27 protein-coding genes are annotated in these 23,786 nt (G+C 42.8%); 20 read left to right on the top strand and 7 right to left on the bottom strand.

Annotated elements, in window-relative coordinates; translation table 11 throughout:
- Positions 1–195: 195 nt before the first annotated feature.
- Positions 196–1,569 (top strand): magnesium transporter, encoded by a 1,374-nt coding sequence (gene mgtE / locus IRJ18_RS10315; RefSeq protein WP_194106097.1) that lies wholly within the window; start codon positions 196–198, stop codon positions 1,567–1,569.
- A gap of 313 nt (positions 1,570–1,882) precedes the next feature.
- Here the strand turns inward: mgtE and IRJ18_RS10310 are convergent, their stop codons facing one another.
- On the bottom strand, positions 1,883–2,218 hold the full coding sequence (locus IRJ18_RS10310; RefSeq protein ID WP_194106096.1) for a DUF3276 family protein: 336 nt from the start codon (positions 2,216–2,218) through the stop codon (positions 1,883–1,885).
- Positions 2,219–2,488: 270 nt separating this feature from the next.
- On the bottom strand, positions 2,489–4,288 hold the full coding sequence (locus IRJ18_RS10305) for an ABC transporter ATP-binding protein (protein ID WP_194106095.1): 1,800 nt from the start codon (positions 4,286–4,288) through the stop codon (positions 2,489–2,491).
- Between the two features lie 247 nt (positions 4,289–4,535).
- On the opposite strand from IRJ18_RS10305, the gene IRJ18_RS10300 reads away from it, so the two are divergent.
- The 11 genes from IRJ18_RS10300 (at position 4,536) to IRJ18_RS10250 (ending at position 11,976) form a co-directional block, all read left to right on the top strand.
- Positions 4,536–5,624: a Glu/Leu/Phe/Val family dehydrogenase gene (locus IRJ18_RS10300; RefSeq protein WP_194106094.1), complete on the top strand. Its 1,089-nt coding sequence runs from the start codon at positions 4,536–4,538 to the stop codon at positions 5,622–5,624.
- 46 nt (positions 5,625–5,670) lie between these two features.
- A complete protein-coding gene (gene nusB / locus IRJ18_RS10295) occupies positions 5,671–6,621 on the top strand; it encodes a transcription antitermination factor NusB (protein ID WP_194106093.1) in 951 nt (316 codons plus the stop codon).
- Between the two features lie 2 nt (positions 6,622–6,623).
- Complete coding sequence (locus IRJ18_RS10290) at positions 6,624–7,049, top strand: DUF1573 domain-containing protein (RefSeq protein WP_194106092.1); 426 nt, start codon at positions 6,624–6,626, stop codon at positions 7,047–7,049.
- Positions 7,050–7,063: 14 nt separating this feature from the next.
- Positions 7,064–7,393 (top strand): preprotein translocase subunit YajC, encoded by a 330-nt coding sequence (gene yajC / locus IRJ18_RS10285; protein WP_194106091.1) that lies wholly within the window; start codon positions 7,064–7,066, stop codon positions 7,391–7,393.
- A gap of 142 nt (positions 7,394–7,535) precedes the next feature.
- The gene (locus IRJ18_RS10280) at positions 7,536–8,480 is read left to right on the top strand and encodes a CdaR family protein (RefSeq protein ID WP_194106090.1); all 945 of its coding nucleotides are present in this window, start codon (positions 7,536–7,538) and stop codon (positions 8,478–8,480) included.
- Entirely contained in the window at positions 8,480–9,073 is a 594-nt protein-coding gene (coaE, locus tag IRJ18_RS10275) for a dephospho-CoA kinase (protein ID WP_194106089.1), read from the top strand. The genes IRJ18_RS10280 and coaE overlap by 1 nt, the downstream gene beginning before the upstream one ends.
- Entirely contained in the window at positions 9,070–10,008 is a 939-nt protein-coding gene (locus IRJ18_RS10270; protein WP_194106088.1) for an MBL fold metallo-hydrolase, read from the top strand. The genes coaE and IRJ18_RS10270 overlap by 4 nt, the downstream gene beginning before the upstream one ends.
- The gene (locus IRJ18_RS10265) at positions 10,008–10,169 is read left to right on the top strand and encodes a DUF5522 domain-containing protein (RefSeq protein ID WP_194106087.1); all 162 of its coding nucleotides are present in this window, start codon (positions 10,008–10,010) and stop codon (positions 10,167–10,169) included. Before IRJ18_RS10270 ends, IRJ18_RS10265 begins: the two co-directional genes overlap by 1 nt.
- Before the next feature lie 32 nt (positions 10,170–10,201).
- Positions 10,202–10,651: a MarR family winged helix-turn-helix transcriptional regulator gene (locus tag IRJ18_RS10260; RefSeq protein WP_194106086.1), complete on the top strand. Its 450-nt coding sequence runs from the start codon at positions 10,202–10,204 to the stop codon at positions 10,649–10,651.
- 61 nt (positions 10,652–10,712) lie between these two features.
- On the top strand, positions 10,713–11,120 hold the full coding sequence (locus tag IRJ18_RS10255) for a hypothetical protein (RefSeq protein WP_194106085.1): 408 nt from the start codon (positions 10,713–10,715) through the stop codon (positions 11,118–11,120).
- Between the two features lie 58 nt (positions 11,121–11,178).
- The gene (locus IRJ18_RS10250; protein ID WP_194106084.1) at positions 11,179–11,976 is read left to right on the top strand and encodes a DUF6438 domain-containing protein; all 798 of its coding nucleotides are present in this window, start codon (positions 11,179–11,181) and stop codon (positions 11,974–11,976) included.
- 2 nt (positions 11,977–11,978) lie between these two features.
- On the opposite strand, the gene IRJ18_RS10245 is transcribed toward IRJ18_RS10250, so the two are convergent.
- Entirely contained in the window at positions 11,979–12,701 is a 723-nt protein-coding gene (locus IRJ18_RS10245; protein WP_194106083.1) for a ZIP family metal transporter, read from the bottom strand.
- Positions 12,701–13,267: a phosphatase PAP2 family protein gene (locus tag IRJ18_RS10240; RefSeq protein ID WP_194106082.1), complete on the bottom strand. Its 567-nt coding sequence runs from the start codon at positions 13,265–13,267 to the stop codon at positions 12,701–12,703. Before IRJ18_RS10240 ends, IRJ18_RS10245 begins: the two co-directional genes overlap by 1 nt.
- A 278-nt stretch (positions 13,268–13,545) precedes the next feature.
- On the opposite strand from IRJ18_RS10240, the gene glmM reads away from it, so the two are divergent.
- From glmM to IRJ18_RS10215, 5 genes are all read left to right on the top strand, one after another.
- Entirely contained in the window at positions 13,546–14,934 is a 1,389-nt protein-coding gene (gene glmM / locus IRJ18_RS10235) for a phosphoglucosamine mutase (protein ID WP_194106081.1), read from the top strand.
- Positions 14,935–15,011: 77 nt separating this feature from the next.
- Complete coding sequence (locus tag IRJ18_RS10230) at positions 15,012–16,148, top strand: cysteine desulfurase family protein (RefSeq protein ID WP_194106080.1); 1,137 nt, start codon at positions 15,012–15,014, stop codon at positions 16,146–16,148.
- 227 nt (positions 16,149–16,375) lie between these two features.
- On the top strand, positions 16,376–16,702 hold the full coding sequence (locus IRJ18_RS10225) for a hypothetical protein (RefSeq protein WP_194106079.1): 327 nt from the start codon (positions 16,376–16,378) through the stop codon (positions 16,700–16,702).
- Positions 16,703–16,767: 65 nt separating this feature from the next.
- Positions 16,768–17,022: a hypothetical protein gene (locus IRJ18_RS10220; protein ID WP_194106078.1), complete on the top strand. Its 255-nt coding sequence runs from the start codon at positions 16,768–16,770 to the stop codon at positions 17,020–17,022.
- Positions 17,023–17,153: 131 nt separating this feature from the next.
- The gene (locus tag IRJ18_RS10215) at positions 17,154–18,257 is read left to right on the top strand and encodes a C1 family peptidase (protein WP_194106077.1); all 1,104 of its coding nucleotides are present in this window, start codon (positions 17,154–17,156) and stop codon (positions 18,255–18,257) included.
- Positions 18,258–18,362: 105 nt separating this feature from the next.
- Here IRJ18_RS10215 and accD read toward each other — a convergent pair whose 3' ends face one another.
- Positions 18,363–19,208 carry an acetyl-CoA carboxylase, carboxyltransferase subunit beta gene (gene accD, locus IRJ18_RS10210; RefSeq protein ID WP_194106076.1) on the bottom strand — a complete coding sequence of 282 codons (846 nt, stop codon included), beginning with the start codon at positions 19,206–19,208 and terminating at the stop codon, positions 18,363–18,365.
- 212 nt (positions 19,209–19,420) lie between these two features.
- Here accD and fbaA point away from each other — a divergent pair, with 212 nt between their 5' ends.
- From fbaA to IRJ18_RS10195, 3 genes are all read left to right on the top strand, one after another.
- Positions 19,421–20,500, top strand: coding sequence for a class II fructose-bisphosphate aldolase (fbaA, locus tag IRJ18_RS10205; RefSeq protein ID WP_194106075.1), 1,080 nt, complete (start codon positions 19,421–19,423; stop codon positions 20,498–20,500).
- Between the two features lie 84 nt (positions 20,501–20,584).
- Positions 20,585–21,103 carry a low affinity iron permease family protein gene (locus IRJ18_RS10200; protein ID WP_194106074.1) on the top strand — a complete coding sequence of 173 codons (519 nt, stop codon included), beginning with the start codon at positions 20,585–20,587 and terminating at the stop codon, positions 21,101–21,103.
- Complete coding sequence (locus IRJ18_RS10195; protein WP_194106073.1) at positions 21,063–21,494, top strand: GNAT family N-acetyltransferase; 432 nt, start codon at positions 21,063–21,065, stop codon at positions 21,492–21,494. The genes IRJ18_RS10200 and IRJ18_RS10195 overlap by 41 nt, the downstream gene beginning before the upstream one ends.
- 120 nt (positions 21,495–21,614) lie before the next feature.
- Here IRJ18_RS10195 and IRJ18_RS10190 read toward each other — a convergent pair whose 3' ends face one another.
- A complete protein-coding gene (locus tag IRJ18_RS10190) occupies positions 21,615–22,469 on the bottom strand; it encodes a hydroxymethylglutaryl-CoA lyase (RefSeq protein WP_194106072.1) in 855 nt (284 codons plus the stop codon).
- The gene (locus IRJ18_RS10185; protein ID WP_194106071.1) at positions 22,466–23,782 is read right to left on the bottom strand and encodes an NAD(P)/FAD-dependent oxidoreductase; all 1,317 of its coding nucleotides are present in this window, start codon (positions 23,780–23,782) and stop codon (positions 22,466–22,468) included. Before IRJ18_RS10185 ends, IRJ18_RS10190 begins: the two co-directional genes overlap by 4 nt.
- Between the last annotated feature and the right edge of the window lie 4 nt (positions 23,783–23,786).

Raw genomic sequence — 23,786 nt, 5'->3', positions numbered from 1 at the left:
TTAGTATTAAGAATCAAGATTAAAGAACCAGGAATCAGGATGGTCTTTCTTCTTGACTCTTGATTCCTGGTTCTTTTAAAAGCCGCAAAGATAACAGAAAAAACTGCCTGTTTTTTGAAAAAATAAACGCACTTTTGCGGGCGCTTAAAGGGCATTAAAAACTAAGTGATAAATATGTAAATACGGGGGCTAAATATGGAAAAAGAGATGTTTGAAGAAGTAGAGCTATTGCTTGAAGATAACAACGAAAAAAAGCTTAGCAATTATCTTAACAATCTTAATATATCGGATGTTGAACAGCTGATAGATGATTTTCCCGAACATGGCCCCAGGTTTATCGAAGCGTTAGCCCTTAACCGCGCGGTAAACGTTTTCCGTATCCTCGATTTCCCTACGCAGGAACGTATCATTAAAAAACTTCCCGGTACCACTATTGCAGGCTTAATTAACGGACTGCCGCCGGACGACCGTACCGCCCTGTTTAGCGAATTGCATGGCGATGCCGTTAAAACCCTGATATTGCACCTGCCGCCCAATGATCGTAAAGAAGCACTCTCGTTATTAGGTTACGAAGAAGATAGCGTTGGCCGTTTAATGACCCCCGATTACATTACGGTTAAACAGGATTGGGATGTTACCAAAGTACTTTCGCATATACGCAGGTACGGTAAAAACTCGGAGACTATTGATGTGCTTTATGTAATTGATGATAAAGGCGTTTTAGTGGATGATATCCGTATCCGCGAGATATTATTAGTTAAACCCGAAACCAAGGTAAGCGCATTGATGGATAGCCGCCTGATTGCCCTGAACGTGAAAGACCCGCAGCAGGAAGCCATTAATGTGTTTAGGATGAATAACCGCGTGGCCCTGCCGGTAACCGACGATGATAACATCATGCTGGGTATAGTTACCGTAGACGATATCCTTTGGATTGCTAACGAAGAATATACCGAGGATATCCAGAAGATAGGTGGTACTGAAGCACTGGATGAACCTTATCTGGATATTAACCTGTTCCGCCTGGTTAAAAAGCGTGTAGGCTGGCTGGTGATACTGTTTTTAGGCGAAATGCTTACTGCTACGGCTATGGGCTTTTTTGAACATTCCATAGCAAAAGCGGTAGTGCTGGCTTTGTTCATCCCGTTAATTATCTCAAGCGGCGGTAACAGTGGTTCGCAGGCATCTACATTAATTATCCAGGCGATGGCTTTGGGCGAAGTTACCGTGCGCGATTGGTGGCGTGTTATGCGCCGCGAGCTATTGTCGGGTTTATTGCTTGGTTTAACCCTTGGGGTTATAGGTTTTATGCGGATCTATATCTGGACGATGTTTTCGCCAATTTATGGCCCACATTGGGCTTTAGTGGGCCTTACCGTAGGGGCGGCATTGGTAGGGGTGGTGTTATGGGGATCGTTAGCGGGCTCTATGCTGCCATTGGCCCTGAAGAAGCTGGGTGCCGACCCTGCTACCTCTTCAGCGCCGTTTGTGGCTACCCTGGTTGATGTTACCGGGCTGATCATTTACTTCAGCATAGCGGTGATGATCATGAAGGGGACATTGTTGTAATCATGGTTTACATGGTTTACAAAATTTAAGGTTTACATTTTTTTAAACTATTGTTAATCAATAAATTAAATTAAAAATATAGGCGCAAAAGCCTAAAAAGTGTAAACCATAAATTGAGGATGTTTCTGGCCTCGCGGGGGTCTCTCGCAGAAGGCCCTGCGTAATTAGCTTATCACCGCCCCAAGCGTACTGCTTGGATGCATCACAAACGAAGCGTCACCGCCTTATCTATTATAATCAAAGCCGCAAATAACAAAAAAACCCTCCTGATAGGAGATCAGGAAGGCTTCGTGGTTTATAGCTGGTTAGGCTATTATACTTCGAACGAAAAATCTTCGTCGGCTGCTTTTACAGTGGCAGGTTCGTGGTTTTCGCTGTATTCATAGCGTTTCTCAACCACTTCCTGGTTTGCCTTAATGTAGTCGATGGTATCTTTTAACCCCTCTACAAATTTTTCAAAATCTTCTTTATACAGGAAAATTTTGTGCTTTACAAAAACCCCGTCCTCTAAACGCTTTTTACTTTCTGTAACGGTAACATAATAGTCATTTGATCGTGTTGCCTTTACATCAAAAAAGTAGGTGCGCTTACCTGCTCTAACCTTTTTTGAAAAAACCTCTTCGCGCTCTCTATTGTCAAAATCTCCCATATAATAAGTGTTTGTTTAGTTTGTTTGGGATAAATATATAAATTTTTTCAAAATACAAGTATTAATTTAAATATTATCGGGGTTTTTTTAATGTATTTTTTTAGAAAATGGAAGTGGCGATTTAACCACAGAGGGCACACCGTAAGGAACCACTAAGTGCACAGAGTTTATTGAGACAGGAAGTATTAATTTAAGCTTAAAGGTCTAACAAAAAAACAGCTTTGTGCCCTTTATGAAAAACTACGTGACCTACGTAGCTAAATTGCCACGCTAAACAGCAGTATTTCCTTCTTCGGCTTCTTCCAGTAACTGTTTTTCGTACAGTTCAAAATAGCTGCCTTTTAATTCCATCAGGCTATCGTGGGTGCCTTGTTCAATAATTTCGCCCTGTTCAAGTACCAGTATTTTATCGGCGTTTTTTATGGTTGATATGCGGTGGGCAATAATAATACTTGTTTTGCCCTGCATAATATTCCCCAGGTTGTTTAATATCTCCTCTTCCGTACGGGTATCTACAGCCGAAAGGCAATCGTCAAATATCAATACCTGCGGTTGTTTAACAATGGCGCGGGCAATAGATACACGCTGTTTCTGGCCGCCGGATAGGGTGATGCCACGTTCGCCTATCATGGTTTCAAAACCTTTTTCAAACGCCGCAATATTATTATACACAGCTGCATCTTTGGCGGCTTGTTCTACACGCGGCATCTCCAGTACATCTGCGCTAAAGGCAATATTATTGGCAATGGTATCCGAGAATAAAAATACCTCCTGGGGCACAAAGCCAATTTGCGAGCGGTAATTTTCCAGGTCCTGCAGTTTTAAGGGCTGCTGGTCTATTGTTATTTCACCGCCGGTGCAATCATACATGCGCATAATAAGATTGGCAATGGTTGATTTGCCCGAACCCGTGCGCCCAATAATAGCCACCATTTCGCCGGGGTTTACTGTAAACGACACGTTTTTAAGCGCCTGTATACCGGTGTCGGGATAAATAAAGGATACATTATTAAAGGTGATCTGCCCGCTTATCTTACGCCGGTCGTGATTGACAGATACAATTTCCGGCTCAGTATGTAAAAACTCGTTAATGCGTTTTTGTGATGCCGCCGCACGCTGTATCAGCGAGGTAACCCAGCCCAATGCAATTACCGGGAACATCAACTGGTTCAGGTAAACCACAAACTCGGCCACGTTGCCGGGGGTAAGGTTGCCTTTCATTACTTCAACACCGCCAACGTAAATAATAATTACGTTACTAACCCCAATCAGTAGCAACATTAGTGGGTAAAACATAGCCTGCGCCTGCACCAGCGACATGGATTGCGTTTTATAACCCTCGCTTTCCGTTGCAAAGCTTTGTTGCACAAACTTCTCGCGTACGTACGATTTTATAACCCTTATGCCCGAAAAATTCTCCTGAACAAAGCTGGAAAGTGATGACAAACGCTGTTGTATCAATTCGCTGCGATGGTTTATAATACTGTTTACATAATATATGCTAAACACCAGTATAGGCATAGGTAAAATAGAAAATAATGCCAGCCGGGTATTTACCGAAAGCATGGCGTATATCACCAGTACAAAGCGCACTATGGTATTCAACGTATACATAATACCGGGCCCAAGGTACATGCGTACACGGGTAACATCCTCGGTTGCGCGGTTCATTAAGTCGCCGGTATTGTGGCGGCGGTAAAAGGCCAGGGATAATATCTGGTAATGCTTATAAATAGCGTTTTTTAAATCGTATTCGATATGGCGCGACATTAATATGAGTGTTTGCCGCATAAAGAATAAAAAAGCGCCGCTTATTAATGCTAAAACAAGTACTAAAACGCCAAATAAAAACAAGCTATAGCTAAAAACGCTATAAATGCTGCTTTGCTGTTGAAAGCCGGCAAATAAATGATAGGTACCAATATTATCGGTAACCAGATCGAACGCCAGTCTGATTACCTGTGCCGGTAATACACTGAAGATGTTGGAAATGATCACAAACAATATACCCGGCAGTAAATACCAGCGGTATTTCCAGATAAACTTGTTTAGATATGCAAGGTCTTTCATGTGTAATGTAGTCCGGAAGTCGGAAAGACCGGAAATCCGTAAGTCAAAGATAGGGATTAGTCCGGAAGTGATAGGATGGAAAACATATTTATGAATCAGTAACATGTCAATTTTCCGGCTTTCAGTCTTTCAGACTTACAACTATCTTCCGGACTTTCCGTCTTTCGGACTTCCCGACTACACAAAACATTTGCTCAAACCAAAAAAACATCTACTTTTGTCACGAACATACTGCCATAGCTAAATAATGCCCGTACCTAACACAACCGATCTATCTATCTTCAGTCAGCTTACTGATTACGGACATCATAAAATTGTGTTTTGTAACGACCCCGATACCGGGTTAAAAGCCATTATAGCTATTCACGATACTACTTTAGGACCGGCTTTAGGCGGCACACGTATGTGGGCCTATAAAAGCGAGCGTGATGCCTTGAACGATGTTTTGCGCCTTTCTAAAACCATGACCTATAAAGCATCAGTATCCGGGTTAAACCTGGGCGGGGGCAGCGCGGTTATTATTGGCGATCCGCGAAAAGATAAGACCGAGGCACTAATGCGCAAATTTGGCCGTTTTATAAAAAATTTAAACGGCGAATTTATCACAGCAGAAGATATGGGTACCAATCCGCGCGATATGGAATATATCCGCATGGAAACACAGCACGTTACCGGCTATCCTGAAACTATTGGCGGTAGTGGCGACCCGTCGCCAATTACGGCCAAAGGCGTATTTATGGGTATAAAGGCCTGTGTAAAGGAAACTTTTGGTAACGATACCCTGGCTGGCCGGTCGGTAATTGTACAAGGCATTGGCCATGTCGGCGAAACGCTGGTACGTTTGCTGCGCGATGAGAACACCAAGGTTTACGTAAGTGATATTAACGAAGAACGGGTAGGGCAGATCTCAAAAAAATATGGCGCGCAACCAGTTTCAAATAATAACATTTTTGATATCGACGCTGATATTTATGCGCCATGCGCCATGGGGGGTACTATAAATACCAGTACCATTAAAAAACTAAAGTGCGCTATTATAGCCGGATCGGCCAATAACCAGTTGGAAGATGAGTCCCTGCATGGGCGCATGCTGCTGGATAAAGGCGTAATACTGGCACCTGATTATGTAATTAACGCCGGCGGGTTGATCAATTGTTACAGCGAATTGATGGGATTCAGCCGTAAGCGTACATTGCAGTTAACCGAAAATATTTACGATGCCACACGCAGCATCTTAAAGTTATCTAAGGTTGAAAACATCCCTACGGTAGAGGCTGCAAACAAAATTGCCGAGAAAAGAATAGCCGATATCAAGAAAATTAAAACATCATACTAATAAATTAATTATACTAAGGATTTAATCCTTAAAAATCGTTCTTACCATGTTAAACAGAAGGCACCTTAGGGTAAAAGTATTACAATCGCTTTACGCGTATCATCAATCCGACTCCAAAGACATTAAGTACCACGAAAAACAGCTTTTACAAAGCATTGATAAAGTGTATGAAATGTATATTTGGATGTTATCACTTATCACAGAAGTAATTGACTATGCTTCTACCGATGCCGAAGACAGGGCCAATAAACACCTGCCTACAGCCGATGACCTGAAACCTAACCTGAAAATACTGGAAAACAGGTTTATCACGTCGTTAAAACAAAACAAAGAATATATTGCCGCGGTAAAAAAGTATAAAATAGCCTGGGATTTTGACCCCGAACTGGCACGCGCTTTATTCAACATCCTTAAAAATTCGGACGAGTACAAACAGTATCTTCAAAAAACCGATGATACCATATCAACCGATAAGGATATCATCAAATTCATATTCAAAAAGGTGATCCTGAAATCATCGCTGGCTGAACAGGTATTTGAAGACAAATTCATTTTCTGGCCGGTTGATAAGGATGTGTTGCAGGCCTTGATAGCTAAAACCTTCAAAAATTTCGCTTATGATGACCCTGCCCAGAATAAGCTGGCCGAAGTAACCGGCAATTGGGTAGAAGACCGCGAGTTTATTGTTGACCTGTTTGAAAAAGCTATCCGTTACGATCAGCCTTACCAGGAACTGATCAGTTCTAAAACCCAAAATTGGGAACCGGAGCGTATTGCCATGATGGATACCCTGTTGATGAAAATGGGGATTACGGAATTTGTAAATTTCCCCTCGGTGCCGGTAAAAGTGACCATAAACGAATACCTGGAGATAGCGAAAGAATTTAGTACGCCTAAAAGTAATTCATTTATAAACGGTATCTTAGACAAAATTTTATCGGAGCTTAAAGCAGAAAATAAGATAAAAAAGATTGGTCGTGGTTTAATAGAAGAATAAAAATGAAAAAAGTTTTTATAGGCATATTAGCAATTGGCTTATTAGGCGCCTGCAACAGCAATAACAAAACAGCAGCTAACGGAACGGCAGCAACGGCAGAGAATGCCGCTAAAATTAAATTTGATAATGACGCTTTCGACTTTGGCAAAATTAAACAAGGCGATAAAGTAACGCACGAGTATAAGTTTGTGAACGAAGGGAAATCGCCGTTGATTATTACCGATAGCTACGCTACTTGCGGCTGCACCAAGCCCGAATGGCCTAAAACCCCCATTAAACCCGGTGATAGCGGTACACTAAAAGTAACCTTTAGCAGTGTAGGTAAATCGGGTTTGCAGGATAAGCAAATAACCGTAGTGGCTAATACCGTACCAAACACCACGGTTGTGCATTTGGTAGGTGAGGTATTAGAACCGGCAAAAAAATAATTTAAACAACAATAATGATAGCAACAGTTTTATTACAGGCCGCAGGCGGCGGTTTAGGCAGTTTTGGCAGTATTGTACCCATGATATTGATCATAGTGGTATTTTACTTTTTTATGATCCGCCCACAGGTTAAAAAGCAAAAAGATCAGAAGAAATACGTTGAGGACCTGAAAATAGGGGATAAGGTAGTTACCACTGCCGGTATACATGGTAAAATTGCCACCATTACCGATCTGTATTTTTTAGTTGAGGTTGATAACAATGTAAAGATCAAATTCGATAAGTCGGCTATATCGCTGGAGGCCTCAAAAGCATTGAACACACCACCGGCGGTATCTAAGTAAGATACTAACAAAATATAAATGCCGTTCAATTGCTTTTAATTGAACGGCATTTTATTTTAAACATGGGTTAACAAAGCCCTCAAAATTTCTTGGCCCCTCTCTGCCGGAGAGGGGTTGGGGTGAGGCTAATAACAAACACGCAATGGCTATTATAAAACTTACGGCTATAGAACGCAGGCGCCTGTCGGTATTTATTACCTGCCTTATGCTGGCTATTATTGCGTGGGTGTTTGTGTCGTTATCTAACGATCACAGGTACGTTATAAAAGAAGTAGTTAATTTTAAAAACGCGCCGCAGCGCAGGGCTTATCGTTCCCTGCAATCCGATACTATCGATGTAACTATGGAAGGGAGCGGCTGGCAAATGCTGTTCTCTAAAATGGATAAGCAAAACCGGGTTGTCAATATCGATCTGCATACGCTGGATAGTAAAAACTTTGTGGTTTTAAGCAGCCAGCTTAAGCAGATCAATGCCGAGCGGGATGCCGCAAATCAAATTCTGGCTGTTAGCCCCGATACCTTGTATTTTGATTTTACCAACCGGATGGTGAAAAAGGTACCCGTTAAATTAATGCTATCTGTTAGTTATCAGAAACGGTTTGCCCTGGCCAATTATATCAGTATTAAACCGTCCTATATTACTATTAGCGGCCCTGCAAGCCATATTGATAAAATAGCCGAATGGCCCACCGATTCGCTGAAACTGAATAATATTAACGAGGATTATAACACCCGTCTTAACCTGCGCCCCGTACGTGATGGCAGTATGGTTGTTTTTCCGAAAGCGGTGGAAGTGAGTATACCTGTTGATGAGTTTACAGAAAAAACATTGGAGGTGCCGGTAAAGCTGCTTAATTACAATTACGATAACGTTAAGATATTCCCCCAAAAAGTAAAATTGAGATTTACCGTATCGTTAAAAAAATACGCCGAAACCGATGAGAACGATTTTGAAGCGGTGGCCGATCTTAACCTTTGGCGTAATAAAGGTTACAGCACTTTGCCTGTAAAACTTACCCGCATACCCGCCTTTTGCAAAATGGTGAGCATTGAACCGCAAAATATTGATTTTATAGTAAAAAAATAATGTTTAAAGTAGGTATCACCGGCAATATTGGCAGTGGTAAAACCACCATAAGCAAAGTTTTTGAATTACTTGGCGTGCCGGTTTTTTATGCTGATAACCATGCCAAGGATGTAATGGTACGCGATGCCGAACTGATAGCCGGTATTAAAGCCGCATTTGGCAATGAATCCTACTTTAATGATGGTTCGCTTAACCGTAAGCACATTGCCGGGATAGTTTTTAACAATGCCGATGAGTTAACCAAGCTTAATGCGTTGGTGCACCCGGCAACATTCAGGGCATTTGATAACTGGCTGACTTTGCAGTCTGCCGTGCCATATGTAATAAAGGAGGCCGCCTTGCTTTTTGAAAGCGATTCCTATAAAATGTGCGACCGGTCCCTGATGGTAACAGCACCACTGGAATTGCGTTTGCAACGCGTGTTATCGCGAGACCACATTACCCGCGAGGAGGCATTAAACCGAAACAACAAGCAGTTTAGCGAAGAGAAAAAGCTATCGCTGGCCAACGATGTGATCTGCAACGATGAAACGCAGCTGGTTATTCCACAAGTATTGGCCCTGCACCAGCTTTACTTATCCTTAAGTAAATGATTATCAACGACTTTATTTACTTTAACCAGACAGGCTTATACTGCCCCTACGGCGATTTTTATCTCGACCCGCAGCAGCCGGTGGCCAACGCGGTTATTTCGCATGCGCACGGCGATCACGCCGTTAGCGGCAATACCAATGTTTACTGCACTAATGCCACCTACCAGTTTATGCTGATCCGGTACGGTAAAAATGCGGGCAGGGAATTTCACCTGGCCGAATTTGGCCAAAGCTTTTATGTAGGTAAGGTAAAGGTGACGCTGATACCGGCAGGTCATATGTTAGGCTCGGCACAGGTGTTGATGGAGTACGAAGCCACCAGGTATCTGTATACAGGCGATTATAAACTACAGGCTGATGCTTCCTGCGAGCCCTATGAATTTGTAAAAGCCGATGTACTGATCACGGAAAGTACTTTTGCCGAACCTAATACGGTACATCCAAACCATGTACAGGAGGTGATAAAACTGGGCGATATCAAAATGAATATTATGCTGGGCGCTTATGGCTTAGGCAAAAGCCAGCGGTTGATAAGGATGATAAACGATCTTGTGCCACGGAAGAAGATATTAGTACATCACCGTATCATGCCGCTATGCCAGGTTTACGAGAAACTGGGGTTTGCGCTTGGCAAATATGAATTATACAGCCGCAAACTAATGAAGCAGCAGGATGAATACATTTACATAGTGCCGCCATTCACATTCGATAGCTATTTTAAGGCCGTAGGGGTAAAGCGCTTATTTGCATCGGGCTGGAAGAATTTGCAGGTGAACGAACAGGATACCCTAATGATATCAGACCATGCCGACTGGGGCGATATACTACAAGTAGTAGCCCATACCCAACCAAAACAACTATGGACATTACACGGCGATGGCCGCCATTTGGCAACACATTTTAGTAATACTATTTTTGTTAAAATGCTGGCCTGATGCTGCGGGAGAATATTGATTATTATATAAACAAAGATGGTAACTTCGTATTCACCAAAGAGTACCATTTAAAACGAGGATATTGCTGTAAAAACAAATGCCTGCATTGCCCCTGGGATTATGGTAAACCTAAACAGGACGATACAGCAAAACAAAAATAAGGTAATTACATTTGTTATTATTACTTTAGGTTATGCAGATAGATAAGGAAATACAGATCACCAAATTTGAAGACAACTACCACAAGGTACTTGTCAACCTTACTTATACTCATGGCTGGGTGTCAAATATCACCCGAGAGCAATTCGAGAAGTATAACCTTACTACCCAACAGTTTAATGTACTGCGCATACTGCGCGGCCAATACCCAAACCCGGCTACTATTAATTTACTAAAGGAGCGCATGCTGGATAAAATGTCGGATGCATCGCGTATTGTGGATAGGTTGATCCAGAAAGGGATGGTGTCGCGCTGTACTAATAAAAAAGATCGCCGTGCCGTAGATATCCGCATCAGCGATGCCGGCCTGGAGTTGTTAGCCAGGATGGATATCGAGTTTAAACCAAAAGACTTCCTGAAAGATAACCTCACCGAAGAAGAAGCCGCGCAATTAAGCGACCTGTTAGATAAAATGAGAGGGTAAATAATTTGTTGTTAATCAGATAATTAAATAAATTTATTCAAATTATTTAAACCTGATTATCATGACCACTTCACATTTTATTTTTTCAACCGTTTCCATTGGCTTAGCAAACACTGTTGTAGACTGGCTTATTATCGGCTTCCTGTTTCATCAGTACCAGCGGTTAACACCCCAAACCTGGCGCAAAGAAAACTATTCAAGTTACACCTACAGCACAATATTATCGTTTGTGTTTGGGGCCTTATTCACTTTGTTTTATGTAAAAATAGGCAGTCATTATGTGCTGCCCGCAAACGCCCTATCCAATTGCAAGTTAGGGCTAATTTGTTTTGGCTGCTTTACCCTAATAACTGAATTAGGCAACGCCATTTATGTTAATTACAACAAAGCTTTTGTAGTAGGTAAGCTAATAGCGGCTGCCATCAACTTTACTGTAGCAGCACTTATTGCCGGTTACTTTTATTGGTAATTTGACGCACCCGTCACCATAAATATAATAAATTAAAATTAGGCCGTTTAGTAAAGATATGCGAACCCTATCCACCACGTTTATTTTTATACTCATATTTAATATTTATGCTTTTGCACAGAAACCGGTGTTGAAAACGCTTTGGGCAGGTAACGACTCCCTTTACCTCAGCACCCTGGAAATCGAAGGTTATCCTACTCAGCTGGTCTTTGAAAAGATCCACTCGAAATTCGGTAATATCCGTAAATCATTCATGTACAATGTTTCGGGCGATACGTTAAAGGTAAAAAATTACCCGGCATCCGATACCGGCGATTTTATTATGGATACCTTAAAAAAAGGAGAGTTGGTATTAACGCCGGTAAATCAGCAAGCCTCATATTATATGGTTGCGGCTACGCTTGCATCCGCGCAAAAACACTACAGATTTAAGGATATAACGACCGTGACTAATGATATCAAATTTGAAAAGCTATTATTCCACTCGACCAATTGTTATGGTTTTTGCCCGGCGATAACATTGGAGATAGATTATAACCGTAAGGTAAGGTACATTGGCGGTAAATTTGCCGTTAAACAAGGGCAATTTGAAGGGAAATTATCCCTGCAACTATACGCGCAGTTGACTAACCTGCTTAAAACTGCCGATTTAGATAAATTGGTTGGAAATACACTACATAACGTTGATGCGCCCGACTATACTATCGAAGTACATTACAATCATAAAGTGTTATACCTGAATACAATGGAGGTCCCTTTTGCAATAGAACCCTTAAAAACTATGTTGCTGGATATGCCTCGGAATGTTAACTGGACACCAGCCAGCGCGCCAGTGACGATCAATTTTACAAAGTGATGTTACAATTCTATTAAAAAGCTTGCAAGCGCTATCCCTACGCCTAATAATACTGCAATCATTTTCCGCATGTTAAATTTATGGTCCTCGCTGGATTCGAACAGGATAGTGGTGGATATATGCAGGAAAATACCGATCACCACGCCCATTATCCGGTTAAAATAATGCTGCAGGTTGCCAATGCCGCCACTGCTTAAGGCCGAGCTGAAAAAGTAACCTGCGGGCGCCATAATGGCAAACAGGAACAGGTAAAATATGGTGTTGTTCTTTTTGATATTGCTGCCTAATAGCACGCTCCCCAAAGCAAATGCCGCCGGGATGTGGTGCAGGGCAATACCAAACACCAGTTGGTCTTGCTGGCCTTCGGCTAAAGGCATGCCTTCTAAAAACGCGTGCAGGCAAAGGCTTACCATTATGCCCAGTGGAAAAACTGCCTGGCCCAGGGCATGCGAATGGGTGTGGATATGCCCATGTTCAATACCGTCTGAAAACTGCTCTAAAACGATCTGGAACAGGAAACCTATCAGGATAAATACCCCAACCAGGTTATCGTTACCATGGTAAGCATCGGGTATTAAGTGCAGTACAGTAATTCCAAACAGATAAGCCCCGCTAAAGGAAAGCACCAGCTTTAACTGCTTATGGTTGCCGCCTTTAAATAAAAAAACAGAGATACCACCGCCAAACGCGGCTAAAAAAAGGATAATAACTTTCCAGGCTGCCATTAAAAATCAGGGACAAATTTTCTTTTTATAACCGAACCAAACAAGTAACCCACCAGGGTGCCGTAAACAGCGCCCGTTAAAATATCAATGGGGTAGTGCACGCCTACATATAGTTGTGCAAAGCAAACCAAAACAGCCCATAGTAAACACCAAAACCAAATCCATTTCCAACGTTTATGGAAAACCGCTATCAGGAAAACCGCTATAGCAAAATGGTTACTGGCGTGCGATGAGGGAAAACTATAGCCTGTGCCGCAATCAACCCGCCTGATGATGGTTTGCGCCATAGCCGGATCGTTACATGGCCGCAGGCGTTTTACTAAGGGTTTGGCTATATGCGCGCTGGTATAATCGGACACAGCAAATGTGGCCACCAACAGCAACAGGATAATTACGCCTTGCTTTTTATAACGCGCCAGGCAAAATATTAGGATAAACACATACACCGGTATCCAAAACTGCGGGTACCGCAAAAAAGGCATAATCCAATCGAAAAACCGGTTGGATAGGGTATGGTTGAAGAAATAAAACAGCTTACGGTCAAGCTGTAATAAATAATCGGGCATGCTTTACTATAGATTGGCCCAAATATAACGATAAATTGAGGCGAATTGTGATTTGGCTAAAGCCCTTTGTAAATGTTGCTATCCGTTGCCTGAAGCCAACGGCAATGAAATTAGCTGGATTTAGCTAAATTATGCCGTTCCTTTTAAATGACGGACATGAATAATGAATATTATGGCTTTAGCCAAACGCCACGAGAACTCAAAGCCGCAAACATTCAAAATAATACAGTGCCATGCGGGCAATATTTTTTATTTTTGGCGACTAAAACAATTATACTTTGACACTCATAAAATCAATCTCAGGAATTAGAGGTACAATAGGCGGTGCTGCCGGCGATGGCTTAACACCACTTGATATAGTTAAATTTACATCGGCTTATGGCAGCTGGGCCGTTAAAAAATCGGGGATCAGGAAAATCGTTGTTGGCCGCGACGCCCGTTTATCGGGCACTATGGTGAACAACCTGGTAATAGGTACCCTGCAAGGTCTTGGTATTGATGTGGTAGACCTGGGGCTGTCCACAACTCCAACAGTAGAAGTGGCTGTTCCGTTAGAGAACGCGGCCGGCGGTATTATACTTACGGCCAGCCACAACCCTAAGCAATGGAATGCCCTTAAATTATTGAATGCCGACGGAGAGTTTATCAGCGACGCTGATGGTAAAGAAGTGCTGGATATTGCAGAACGCAGCGATTTTATTTATGCTGATGTGAACGACCTGGGTACTGTTAAACAGGATGATACCTATCTTAAAAAGCATATAGACCAGATACTGGCTTTACCTTTAGTTGATGTGGATGCTATTACTAAAGCAAATTTCAAGGTAGTTATTGATTGCGTGAACTCTACTGGCGGCATATTTGTGCCGGCATTGCTAAACGCCTTAGGGGTAAATACCGTCCATAAATTATATTGCGAGCCAGATGGTTATTTTCCGCATAACCCCGAACCACTGCCCGAGAATTTGACGGCTTTATCTAAGGAAGTATTAAGCAAAAATGCCGATTTGGGTATAGCGGTTGACCCGGATGTAGACCGCCTGTGTTTTGTATGTGAGGATGGTAATATGTTTGGCGAGGAATATACCCTGGTAGCTGTAGCCGATTATATACTGAAAAACCAAAAAGGAAATACGGTATCTAACCTGTCATCAACCCGTGCTTTGCGCGATGTGACCGAACGTGCTGGTGGCGAATACAATGCAGCGGCCGTAGGAGAGGTGAACGTAGTAAACCAAATGAAGGCCACCAACGCTATTATCGGCGGCGAAGGCAACGGCGGGGTAATTTATCCTGAATTGCACTACGGGCGCGACGCGCTGGCCGGTATAGCTTTATTTTTAACGCACCTGGCCAAATTTGGTAAACCTGTTTCGGTGTTAAAAAGCAGCTATCCTAACTATTTTATCTCGAAAAATAAAATAACGCTGACACCGGAAATGGATATAGACGCGCTACTGCTGAAGGTAGAGGAAAAATATAAAAGTCAGCCGCATACCACAATCGATGGGCTGAAGATAGAATTTGATAAAGAATGGGTACATTTGCGTCGCTCTAACACAGAACCAATTATCAGGATATACTCTGAAGGGAATTCTGAAACGGTAGCTAATAACCTTGCTAATAAAATTATTAACGATATAAAAGAAATTCTAAAACTCAGTTAGTCAGAAAGTCCGGACCGCAAATCCGAAGCATTAAGCAGCTTAAGACCTATGGGATGCTAACTAAAAACCCATAAAACATGCGCGTATACTTAGATAACGCTGCCACGACCCCGATGGATCCCGCAGTGTTGCAAGAAATTTACAAAGTGATGGAAAATCATTTTGGTAACCCATCATCAATTCACGCGCATGGCCGCGAAGCCCGCTCACTGATAGAGAAGGCCCGCAAAACAGTCGCAAACTTATTGCATACCTCGCCAGCCGAAATATTTTTTACGTCAGGCGGTACTGAAGCCGATAATACAGCCATCAGGTGTGGTATTGTTGATCTTGGGCTGAAGTTTGCTATCACCAGCAAGTTAGAACATCACGCGGTGATCCATACCCTGGAAGCTATGGAACGTGCAGGGATCATCAACCTGAAGTTTGTTGATGTGGATAGCAAAGGCAACATTAACTATGAACAGTTGGAAGAAATGTTGCAAAACCAGGGGCGTACCTTTGTATCCCTGATGCATGCCAATAACGAATTGGGTACCCTTACTGATATTGAGCGCGTAGGGGACATCTGCGAGAAATATGATGCCATTTTTCATTGCGATGCCGTGCAAACCATGGGGCATTATCCGCACGATCTGGGTAAACTGAAAGTGCATTTTATTGCCTGCGCGGCGCATAAATTCCACGGACCAAAAGGGGTAGGTTTTTTATATGTGAACCACAAGGTTAAAATAAAGCCCATGATATATGGCGGCGCGCAGGAACGTAATATGCGTGGCGGTACCGAAAATATTTATGGCATTGCCGGTTTAGCCAAAGCGCTGGATATATGTTATACCGAAATGGATATCCATAAAGATCATATCCAGGGCTTGAAATCGTACATGAAGCAGCAACTGGAAGAAAACGTACCGGGTATTGCTTTTAACGGCGAAACCGACGAAGATAAAAGCCTCTACACCGTTCTTAACGTATCCTTCCCCGCAATGGATATGGGTGATATGCTGTTGTTTAACCTGGATATTGCCGGTATTTCGGCGTCGGGCGGGAGCGCCTGCAGTTCAGGCAGTAACATAGGCTCGCACGTGCTTACCGCTATCGGTGCAAGTCCGGAAAGGCCGTCGGTGCGGTTTTCATTCTCAAAATATACCACTAAAGAGGAGATTGATTTTACCGTAGCCAAGGTAAAAGATATTTGTTTGGTGAATGCGTAAGCATCATAATTTCATCCTTCTCTGTGTCATTTCGAACGAGGTACGAGGAGAACTACTCTCTTTACCGAAGGGAAAAAATCTTATACATTTTATTAGTCGCGTGTATAAGATTTCTCCCTACGGTCGAAATGCATTTTTACTTTATCCTTTTTAAACATACAATATTTCCGTTAAAACAATTACGTGATTCGATGGGTTTATTAATTAACAATTAAAATTAAAAACCTATGGAAACTAACAATAATAACGGGACCGGATCAACCAATTGGTCACGCCCGGACGAAAACCCTGAACAGGAACAACAGCAAAATGCTAACGAAATGCCTGAACGTGAGCAGGCCGACAGGGAACAGCAAGGCTATTCACAGCAGCAGGAAGTGCAGCAGCACGATGATGGTAACGATGCATCGTACAGTGAACAAAATGATGTAAGTCCGACACGCGAAAAAGAGTTTCCGTCAGAAGGCAGGGCTACTACAGATTTTACCCCCGGTAATCATGGCCGCACCACCGGCCGTATGGTAGGCCACGAGCCTGGTACTGAAGGTATTTAAGAGAGAGCCTCACCCCAACCCCGCTCCAGAGAGAGGGGCTTATTTAAATTTAAGGAGGAATAGTTATGAATATCGAAAATAACAGTCCCGGTCAAGACCGTGACAACAACAAATGGCCAAAGGAACAAGCTGAAGGGGCCACGCCCGGGTTTGAAATTGACAGCAAGGGACAGCTTGAAAAAGGCAGCCTTGAAACCAATGGCCCTAATAAAGATATACCATTTAATGTACTGAACAAGGATGGCAGTTTAGCCGATTTACCTGACCAGAATGTAGAGGGCGGCGGTGCACTGGATGGCACTGTAGGTTTAGGAACTTAGGAGAGAAACAAGCGTTAAGATTCAAGAGTAAGAATCAGAATGAACACTCAGGATAAAACAAGCGGCCCAAAATGGGCCGCTTGTTTTTTAACGGGCTAATTTTTTATATTTGATCATACAAAAATTAGCTCATGAAACCTTCTTTGTTATTTGCCGCCTTAATATTGGCGGGGAGCGCGTTCGCCCAGTCGCCAAAGTTTACGGTAATAAAAAATAATGCAGCAACGCCGGTTAAGAACCAGGGAATGTCCGGCACATGCTGGTGTTTTTCAAGCACGGCACTGGCTGAGAGTGAATTGTTATTTAAACAGCAGCCAGAAACCGATCTTTCAGAAGTATTTACCGTTTACAGCCTGTATATAGATAAAGCCGAGAAGTATATCCGCCGCCGCGGCAATACCCGTTTTACCGAAGGTGGTATCCAGCAGGACATGATCTATTGCACCAATACTTACGGTGCTATGCCGCAGAATATTTACCCGGGTGTTGGTAAGGACAATGTATTGAACAAAGACGGCGAAATGGAAGGCAAACTGAAAGGGTACCTGGATGATATACTGAAAAAGAACCAGGATACCATTCCGTCGAATTGGGAAAATGGTTTTAAAGCCATTTTAGGCAGTTATTTAGGGACACCACCGGTAAAATTTACCTATAATGGTAAAGAGTATACGCCTAAAAGTTACGCCGCGCAAAATGTATCATTAAAATTATCAGATTATATCGGGCTAACGTCATTTACCCATCATCCTTATTATACCACCTTCGCTATGGAGGTGCCTGATAACTATAACAGCAACATGTTTTATAACCTGCCGCTTGATGAATTTATCAGTACAGTTAAACAGGCTATCCAGAAAGGATATACCATTGCCTGGGATGCCGATGTAAGCAATACCGGTTTCAGGCAAAATGTAGGTTATGCTAAATGGACAAACGGTAAAGTTGACGCGAAAGATTTTGCCTCGTTTACTGAAGGCAAGCCCACAGCAAAGATTCGCCAGGAGCTGTTTGATAAACAGGTTACTCAGGACGATCACCTGATGCAGATCACCGGCCTGGCTAAAGACGAAAAAGGCAACGAATATTTCATCGTGAAAAACTCGTGGGGCAAAGCTGGCCCGTATGAGGGTTATATTTATGTGAGCATGCCATATTTTACTATCAATACTATCTCTATACTGGTGAATAAAAAAGCATTAGCCCCGGCAATGATATCGAAAACGGCGGAGTAGAAAGCCTCACCCCAACCCTCTCCAGGGGAGAGGAGCTATAAAACAGAAACGGCCCGAATTACTCGGGCCGTTTCTGTTTTATATAATATCTTTCGGACTTTTCACCTAATTATTCATCATCTTTATAAACGAAGCTAATTTCTCCTTCATTTCACGGCGGTCTACTATAAAATCAAGGAAACCGTGTTCCTGCACAAATTCGGCAGTTTGGAAACCTTTAGGTAAGTCTTTTTTAATGGTCTCTTTAATAACCCGCGGACCAGCAAAACCTATCAGCGAGCCGGGTTCAGCAATGTTGATGTCGCCCAGCATAGCGTATGATGCGGTTACACCACCGGTAGTAGGGTCGGTTAATAAAGAGATATACGGAACTTTAGCTTGCGCCAGTAAAGCCAGCTTGGCCGATGTTTTAGCCATTTGCATTAGTGAAAACGCCGCTTCCATCATACGTGCACCGCCCGATTTGGATATCATCAGGAATGGGGCTTTGGTAGCGATACTGTGATCAATCGACCGGGCTATCTTTTCACCTACAACCGAACCCATAGAGCCGCCAATAAAATTGAAATCCATGCAGGCAATAACAATATCCTGTCCGTCAATTTTACCGTAAGCGGCGCGGATAGCATCGTTCAGCCCGGTTTTTTTGATGGTGTCTTTCAGCCTGTCGGTGTATTTTTTGGTATCGGTAAAGTTCAGTGGGTCGCCCGATGTAAGGTTCGGGAACAGTTCGGTAAACTCGTTGTTATCAAATAAAATGGAAAAATATTCTTTTGAACCTATACGGATATGGTAACCGCAATAGTGGCAAACATATTGGTTCTCAACTTGTTCTGAATAATGCAGGGGCTTTTTGCAGTTAGGGCATTTGTTCCAGATACCGTCAGGTGCTTCCTTCTTTTCTTCAGTAGACGTAATTATTCCCTTAAGTTCCCTTTTAAACCACGACATATTTGTTTCTTCTTCGTTCAATGTGTTTGCAAAGAAACAAAAAATTTAATTGAGTGTTTGTATTTTCCACCCGGTATGTTGGAAAATAACTAATTAAAAATAGCAGGTTAAATTGCCAACGACCAATACTTGGTGTATTTTTTACACTAATATCTTTAAAAGTGCTTTTTTGTATAGAAAATTTATAACTTCGGACATCAAAATTATATTCCATGGATTTAAAAAACTATAAAGGTGTACTGCATGGCGACCAGGTGCAGGAACTGTTTGAAATAGCCAAAAAGCACCAATTTGCGCTACCGGCTGTAAACGTTATTGGTACTAACACCATCAACGCGGTTATGGAAACTGCCGCTGCTGTGAAATCGCCGGTAATTATCCAATTATCAAATGGCGGGGCGCAATTCTATGCCGGTAAATCAATTGATAATTCAAAGCTGCAAGCTTGCATTTTGGGTGGTGTATCTGCCGCCAAGCACGTGCATTTATTAGCCGAGCATTATGGCATAGCTGTGATATTGCATACAGACCACGCCGCTAAAAAGTTATTACCATGGATTGATGGTTTGTTAGATTACGGTGAGAAACATTTTGCTGAAACCGGCAAGCCGCTGTTCTCATCGCACATGCTGGACCTTTCTGAAGAACCTATTGAAGAAAATATTGAAATATCTGCCAAATACCTGGAGCGCATGGCCAAAATGGGTATGACACTGGAGATTGAACTGGGCGTAACTGGGGGTGAAGAAGACGGCGTTGATAACAGCGATGTAGATAGTTCACGTTTATATACCCAACCCGAAGAAGTTTCTTATTCCTACGAACACCTGATGAAAGTTAGTCCGCGCTTTACGGTAGCTGCTGCTTTTGGTAATGTGCATGGGGTTTACAAACCGGGTAATGTTAAACTGCAGCCCGTTATCCTGCATAACTCGCAGGAATATGTGAAGAAGAAATTTAACCTGAGCGCTGAGAAACCGATCAATTTTGTATTCCATGGTGGTTCGGGTTCAAGCCAGGAGGAGATCCGCGAGGCTATATCCTACGGTGCTATTAAAATGAACATTGATACTGATATGCAATGGGCTTTCTGGGAAGGCATTAAAGATTACTACCAATCTAAAGAAGGATACCTGCAATCGCAAATTGGCAGCCCGGATGGCGAGGATTCGCCAAACAAAAAATATTATGACCCACGCGTGTGGCTGCGCAAAGGCGAAGAGAATTTTGTAAAACGCCTGAAGGTTGCTTTTGAGGACTTAAATTGTCTTGATGTAAATAGTAAGCTATAAGTTATTTTTCAACATCACAAAAACGTCGGTACTTTGTTGTACTGACGTTTTTAGTTTATATTCAATTTATTTAAATTATATCCTATGGCTGTTATACCAAATAAAGCAAAAAAGAACTTTTTCGAACGGTTTGCCAATTGGGCAACTATAGCAACAGGCAGTTCTGCCGCATTTATTATCGCTTCCCTGATCATACTTGTTTGGATTATAACCGGCCCGATTTTTAATTATTCAAACACCTGGCAGTTAATTATAAACACCGGTACTACAATTGTTACTTTTTTAATGGTGTTCCTGATACAAAAATCGCAGAATAAAGATTCAAAGGCTATACATTTAAAACTGAATGAACTATTAGCATCGCATCAGGGGGCAAGTAACCGCATGGTTGATATTGAAGACCTGACCGAAGATGAACTTGACCATTTGCATAAATATTATGTACGGCTATATGCATTGGCCCAAATGGAAGATGATTTAACGTGCACTCATTCAATTGATGCAGCAGATGAAAACCATAATATTAAATTAGCCGGCTATAAAAACAAGAAGCATTATAACGATGCCCGAACAAAGAAAGATTCAAGTAAAAAAGATAAATAACCAACCCGACCTGGAAAAAGCTTTTGCAATCCGTACCGAGGTTTTTGTTAACGAACAGGGTTGTCCGCCTGAACTGGAACGGGAAAATGAAGAAGTATCTAATCACTTCCTTGCTACCATAAACGGTAAACCCGTAGCAGCCTCCAGGTGGCGGCAAACAGACAAAGGTATAAAGCTGGAACGCTTTGCTGTTTTGAAGCCTTACAGGGGCCTGGGAATAGGGCAGGAGCTTGTTAAAGCTGTACTTGCCGACTTGCCTTTGGAGGCAACTTATGTTTATCTGCATGCGCAAACACCCGCCGTACCGCTATATCTAAAATGCGGTTTCGCCACCGAAGGCGATGAGTTTGAAGAAGCGGGGATAAAGCATTTTAAGATGGTGAAGAAGTAAAAACCGACGCGTCATTGTGAGGAGCGTAGCGACGTAGCAATCCCCGATTTACAGAGCCGCTCTGCTTATCGGGGATTGCCACGCTATCATTCGCAATGACGTGATTGGGACAGTGGCTGGTTAGCCAAACACCCGCCCTGAATATGACATCGCTTCAGTAAAATACGCCATATTAACACCTGTGTCAATCCCTTTCTCGTCAAGGTAACTCAATACGTTTTCGGTGGCGATATTGCCTGTAAGGTCGTCTTTAGCCATAGGGCAACCGCCATAGCCTTTCAGGGCAGTATCGAAGTGGCGACAATTGCTTTGGTAAGCGGCATCTATTTTTTCAAACCAGCTATCGGGGGTAGAGTGCAGGTGTATGCCGAAATTGATACCTGGAAAGGCATTTGTTAGCAGAGGATATAATTCTCTAATCTGTTCGGGGCTGGCCATGCCAATGGTATCGGCTAATGAAATATCATTAATGCCTTCGGCTATCAATTTTTCGGCCCAGCTTAAAACCAGTTCGGTGTTCCAGATATCGCCGTAAGGGTTTCCAAAGCCCATAGATAAATAAACCAGTAAGTTTTTATTCTTTTTTACGCATAGTTCCTGCATTTTCTTTACCACATCGAACGATGCATCAATAGTGCTATTGGTATTACGCATTTGGAACGTCTCAGAGATAGAAAAAGGAAAGCCGAGGTAAGTGATGGCTTCGTGCTGTGCGGCTTCTTCAGCGCCCCTGTAATTGGCTATAATAGCCAATAGTTTTGATTGGGTGCTGCCCATATCCAGTTTATCCAGCACCGCGGCCGTGTCCTGCATCTGTGGGATAGCTTTGGGCGATACAAAACTGCCAAAGTCAATAGTATCAAAACCGCATTTTAAAAGCAGGTTAATATAATGGGCTTTAACGTCGGTCGGTGCAAAATCGTGCAGGCCCTGCATGGCATCGCGGGGGCATTCGGTCAATTTAATTTGGCTCATGATTCGGTTTTGGGCAGGTGCCTGGCATCTGCCGGTACATTGTCACGTACAAACCTACGAATAATCAACCGTGTGCCGCCATTGTAATTAATGTAACTGCCTATCCAGTTAATAAATACGATAATCTTATTACGGAAACCCAGCAGCGATACCAGGTGCACAAACATCCATATCAGCCAGGCAAAAAATCCCTGGAATTTTATCTTACCCAAATCGGCGACGGCCTTGTTACGGCCAATAGTTGCTAACGATCCTTTGTCGAAGTATTTGAAGGGCTCGGTTGGTTCGCCCTTAATAATGTGTACTATATTTTTGGCTACCTGTTTGCCTTGTTGAATAGCTACCTGTGCCACGCCTGGATGACCTTTTGGTGTTTCTTCAGTAATTACAGCGGCCACATCACCAATAGCGAATATATTTTCGGCGCCTTCAACACGGTTTATAGCATCTGTTTGAATGCGGTTGCCGCGTATAATACTGCCTTCGGGCACACCTTTGGGGATAACACCCATTACACCTGCCGACCAGATGACATTACGTGTGCGGATAGTTTGCCCGTCTTCAAACTTGATCACTTCACCATCGTAGCTTTCCACTTTTTTATTCAGCAATACATCAACCCCCATTTTCACCAGGAAATCCTTTGCTTTTGCGGATGCTTGCTCTGAAAATGGCCCTAAAACCTTAGGCATAAAATCAACAAGGTAAACCCGCATGTGTTCTTTGTCCAATTCGGGATAATCCTTAGTAAGTACGTGGTTCCGCAGTTCGGCTAAAGCCCCGGCCAATTCTACACCGGTAGGGCCGGCGCCTACCAATACAAAGTTCAGGTAAGGCTCGCGTTCTTCACGGGTTTTTAACAATACCGCTTCTTCCAGGTTTTGCAGCACCAGGTAGCGCAGGTTAAGCGCCTCGGGGATACTTTTCATAGGCATGGCAAACTTTTCGATTTGCTTGTTGCCAAAAAAGTTGGTGGTCGAGCCGGTAGCTATTACCAGGTAATCGTATTTAATACCGCCAATAGTGGTATCCAGGGTTTTAGTTTCAGCATTCAAGCCCATCACCTCGGCAATGCGAAAACGGAAATTCTTTTGACTGCTAAAATTTTTGCGGACAGAAAAAGCGATAGACTCTGCCTCCAGGCTGCCAGTTGCTACCTGGTAAAGCAACGGCTGAAACACATGGTAGTTATGCTTATCCAGCATTAGTACTTCTACTGGCTTATCGGCAAGGCCTTTGGCAACCTCAAGTCCGCCGAAGCCAGCGCCGATAATAACTACTAAAGGAAAATTGGTTTTGGTTGATGTTTCCATAGTT

It is taken from the genome of Mucilaginibacter boryungensis (assembly GCF_015221995.1).
GTDB classification, from domain to species: domain Bacteria; phylum Bacteroidota; class Bacteroidia; order Sphingobacteriales; family Sphingobacteriaceae; genus Mucilaginibacter; species Mucilaginibacter boryungensis.
Note: the sequence above shows the minus strand (reverse complement) of the source record. Positions and strands in the feature narration are given on the sequence as shown.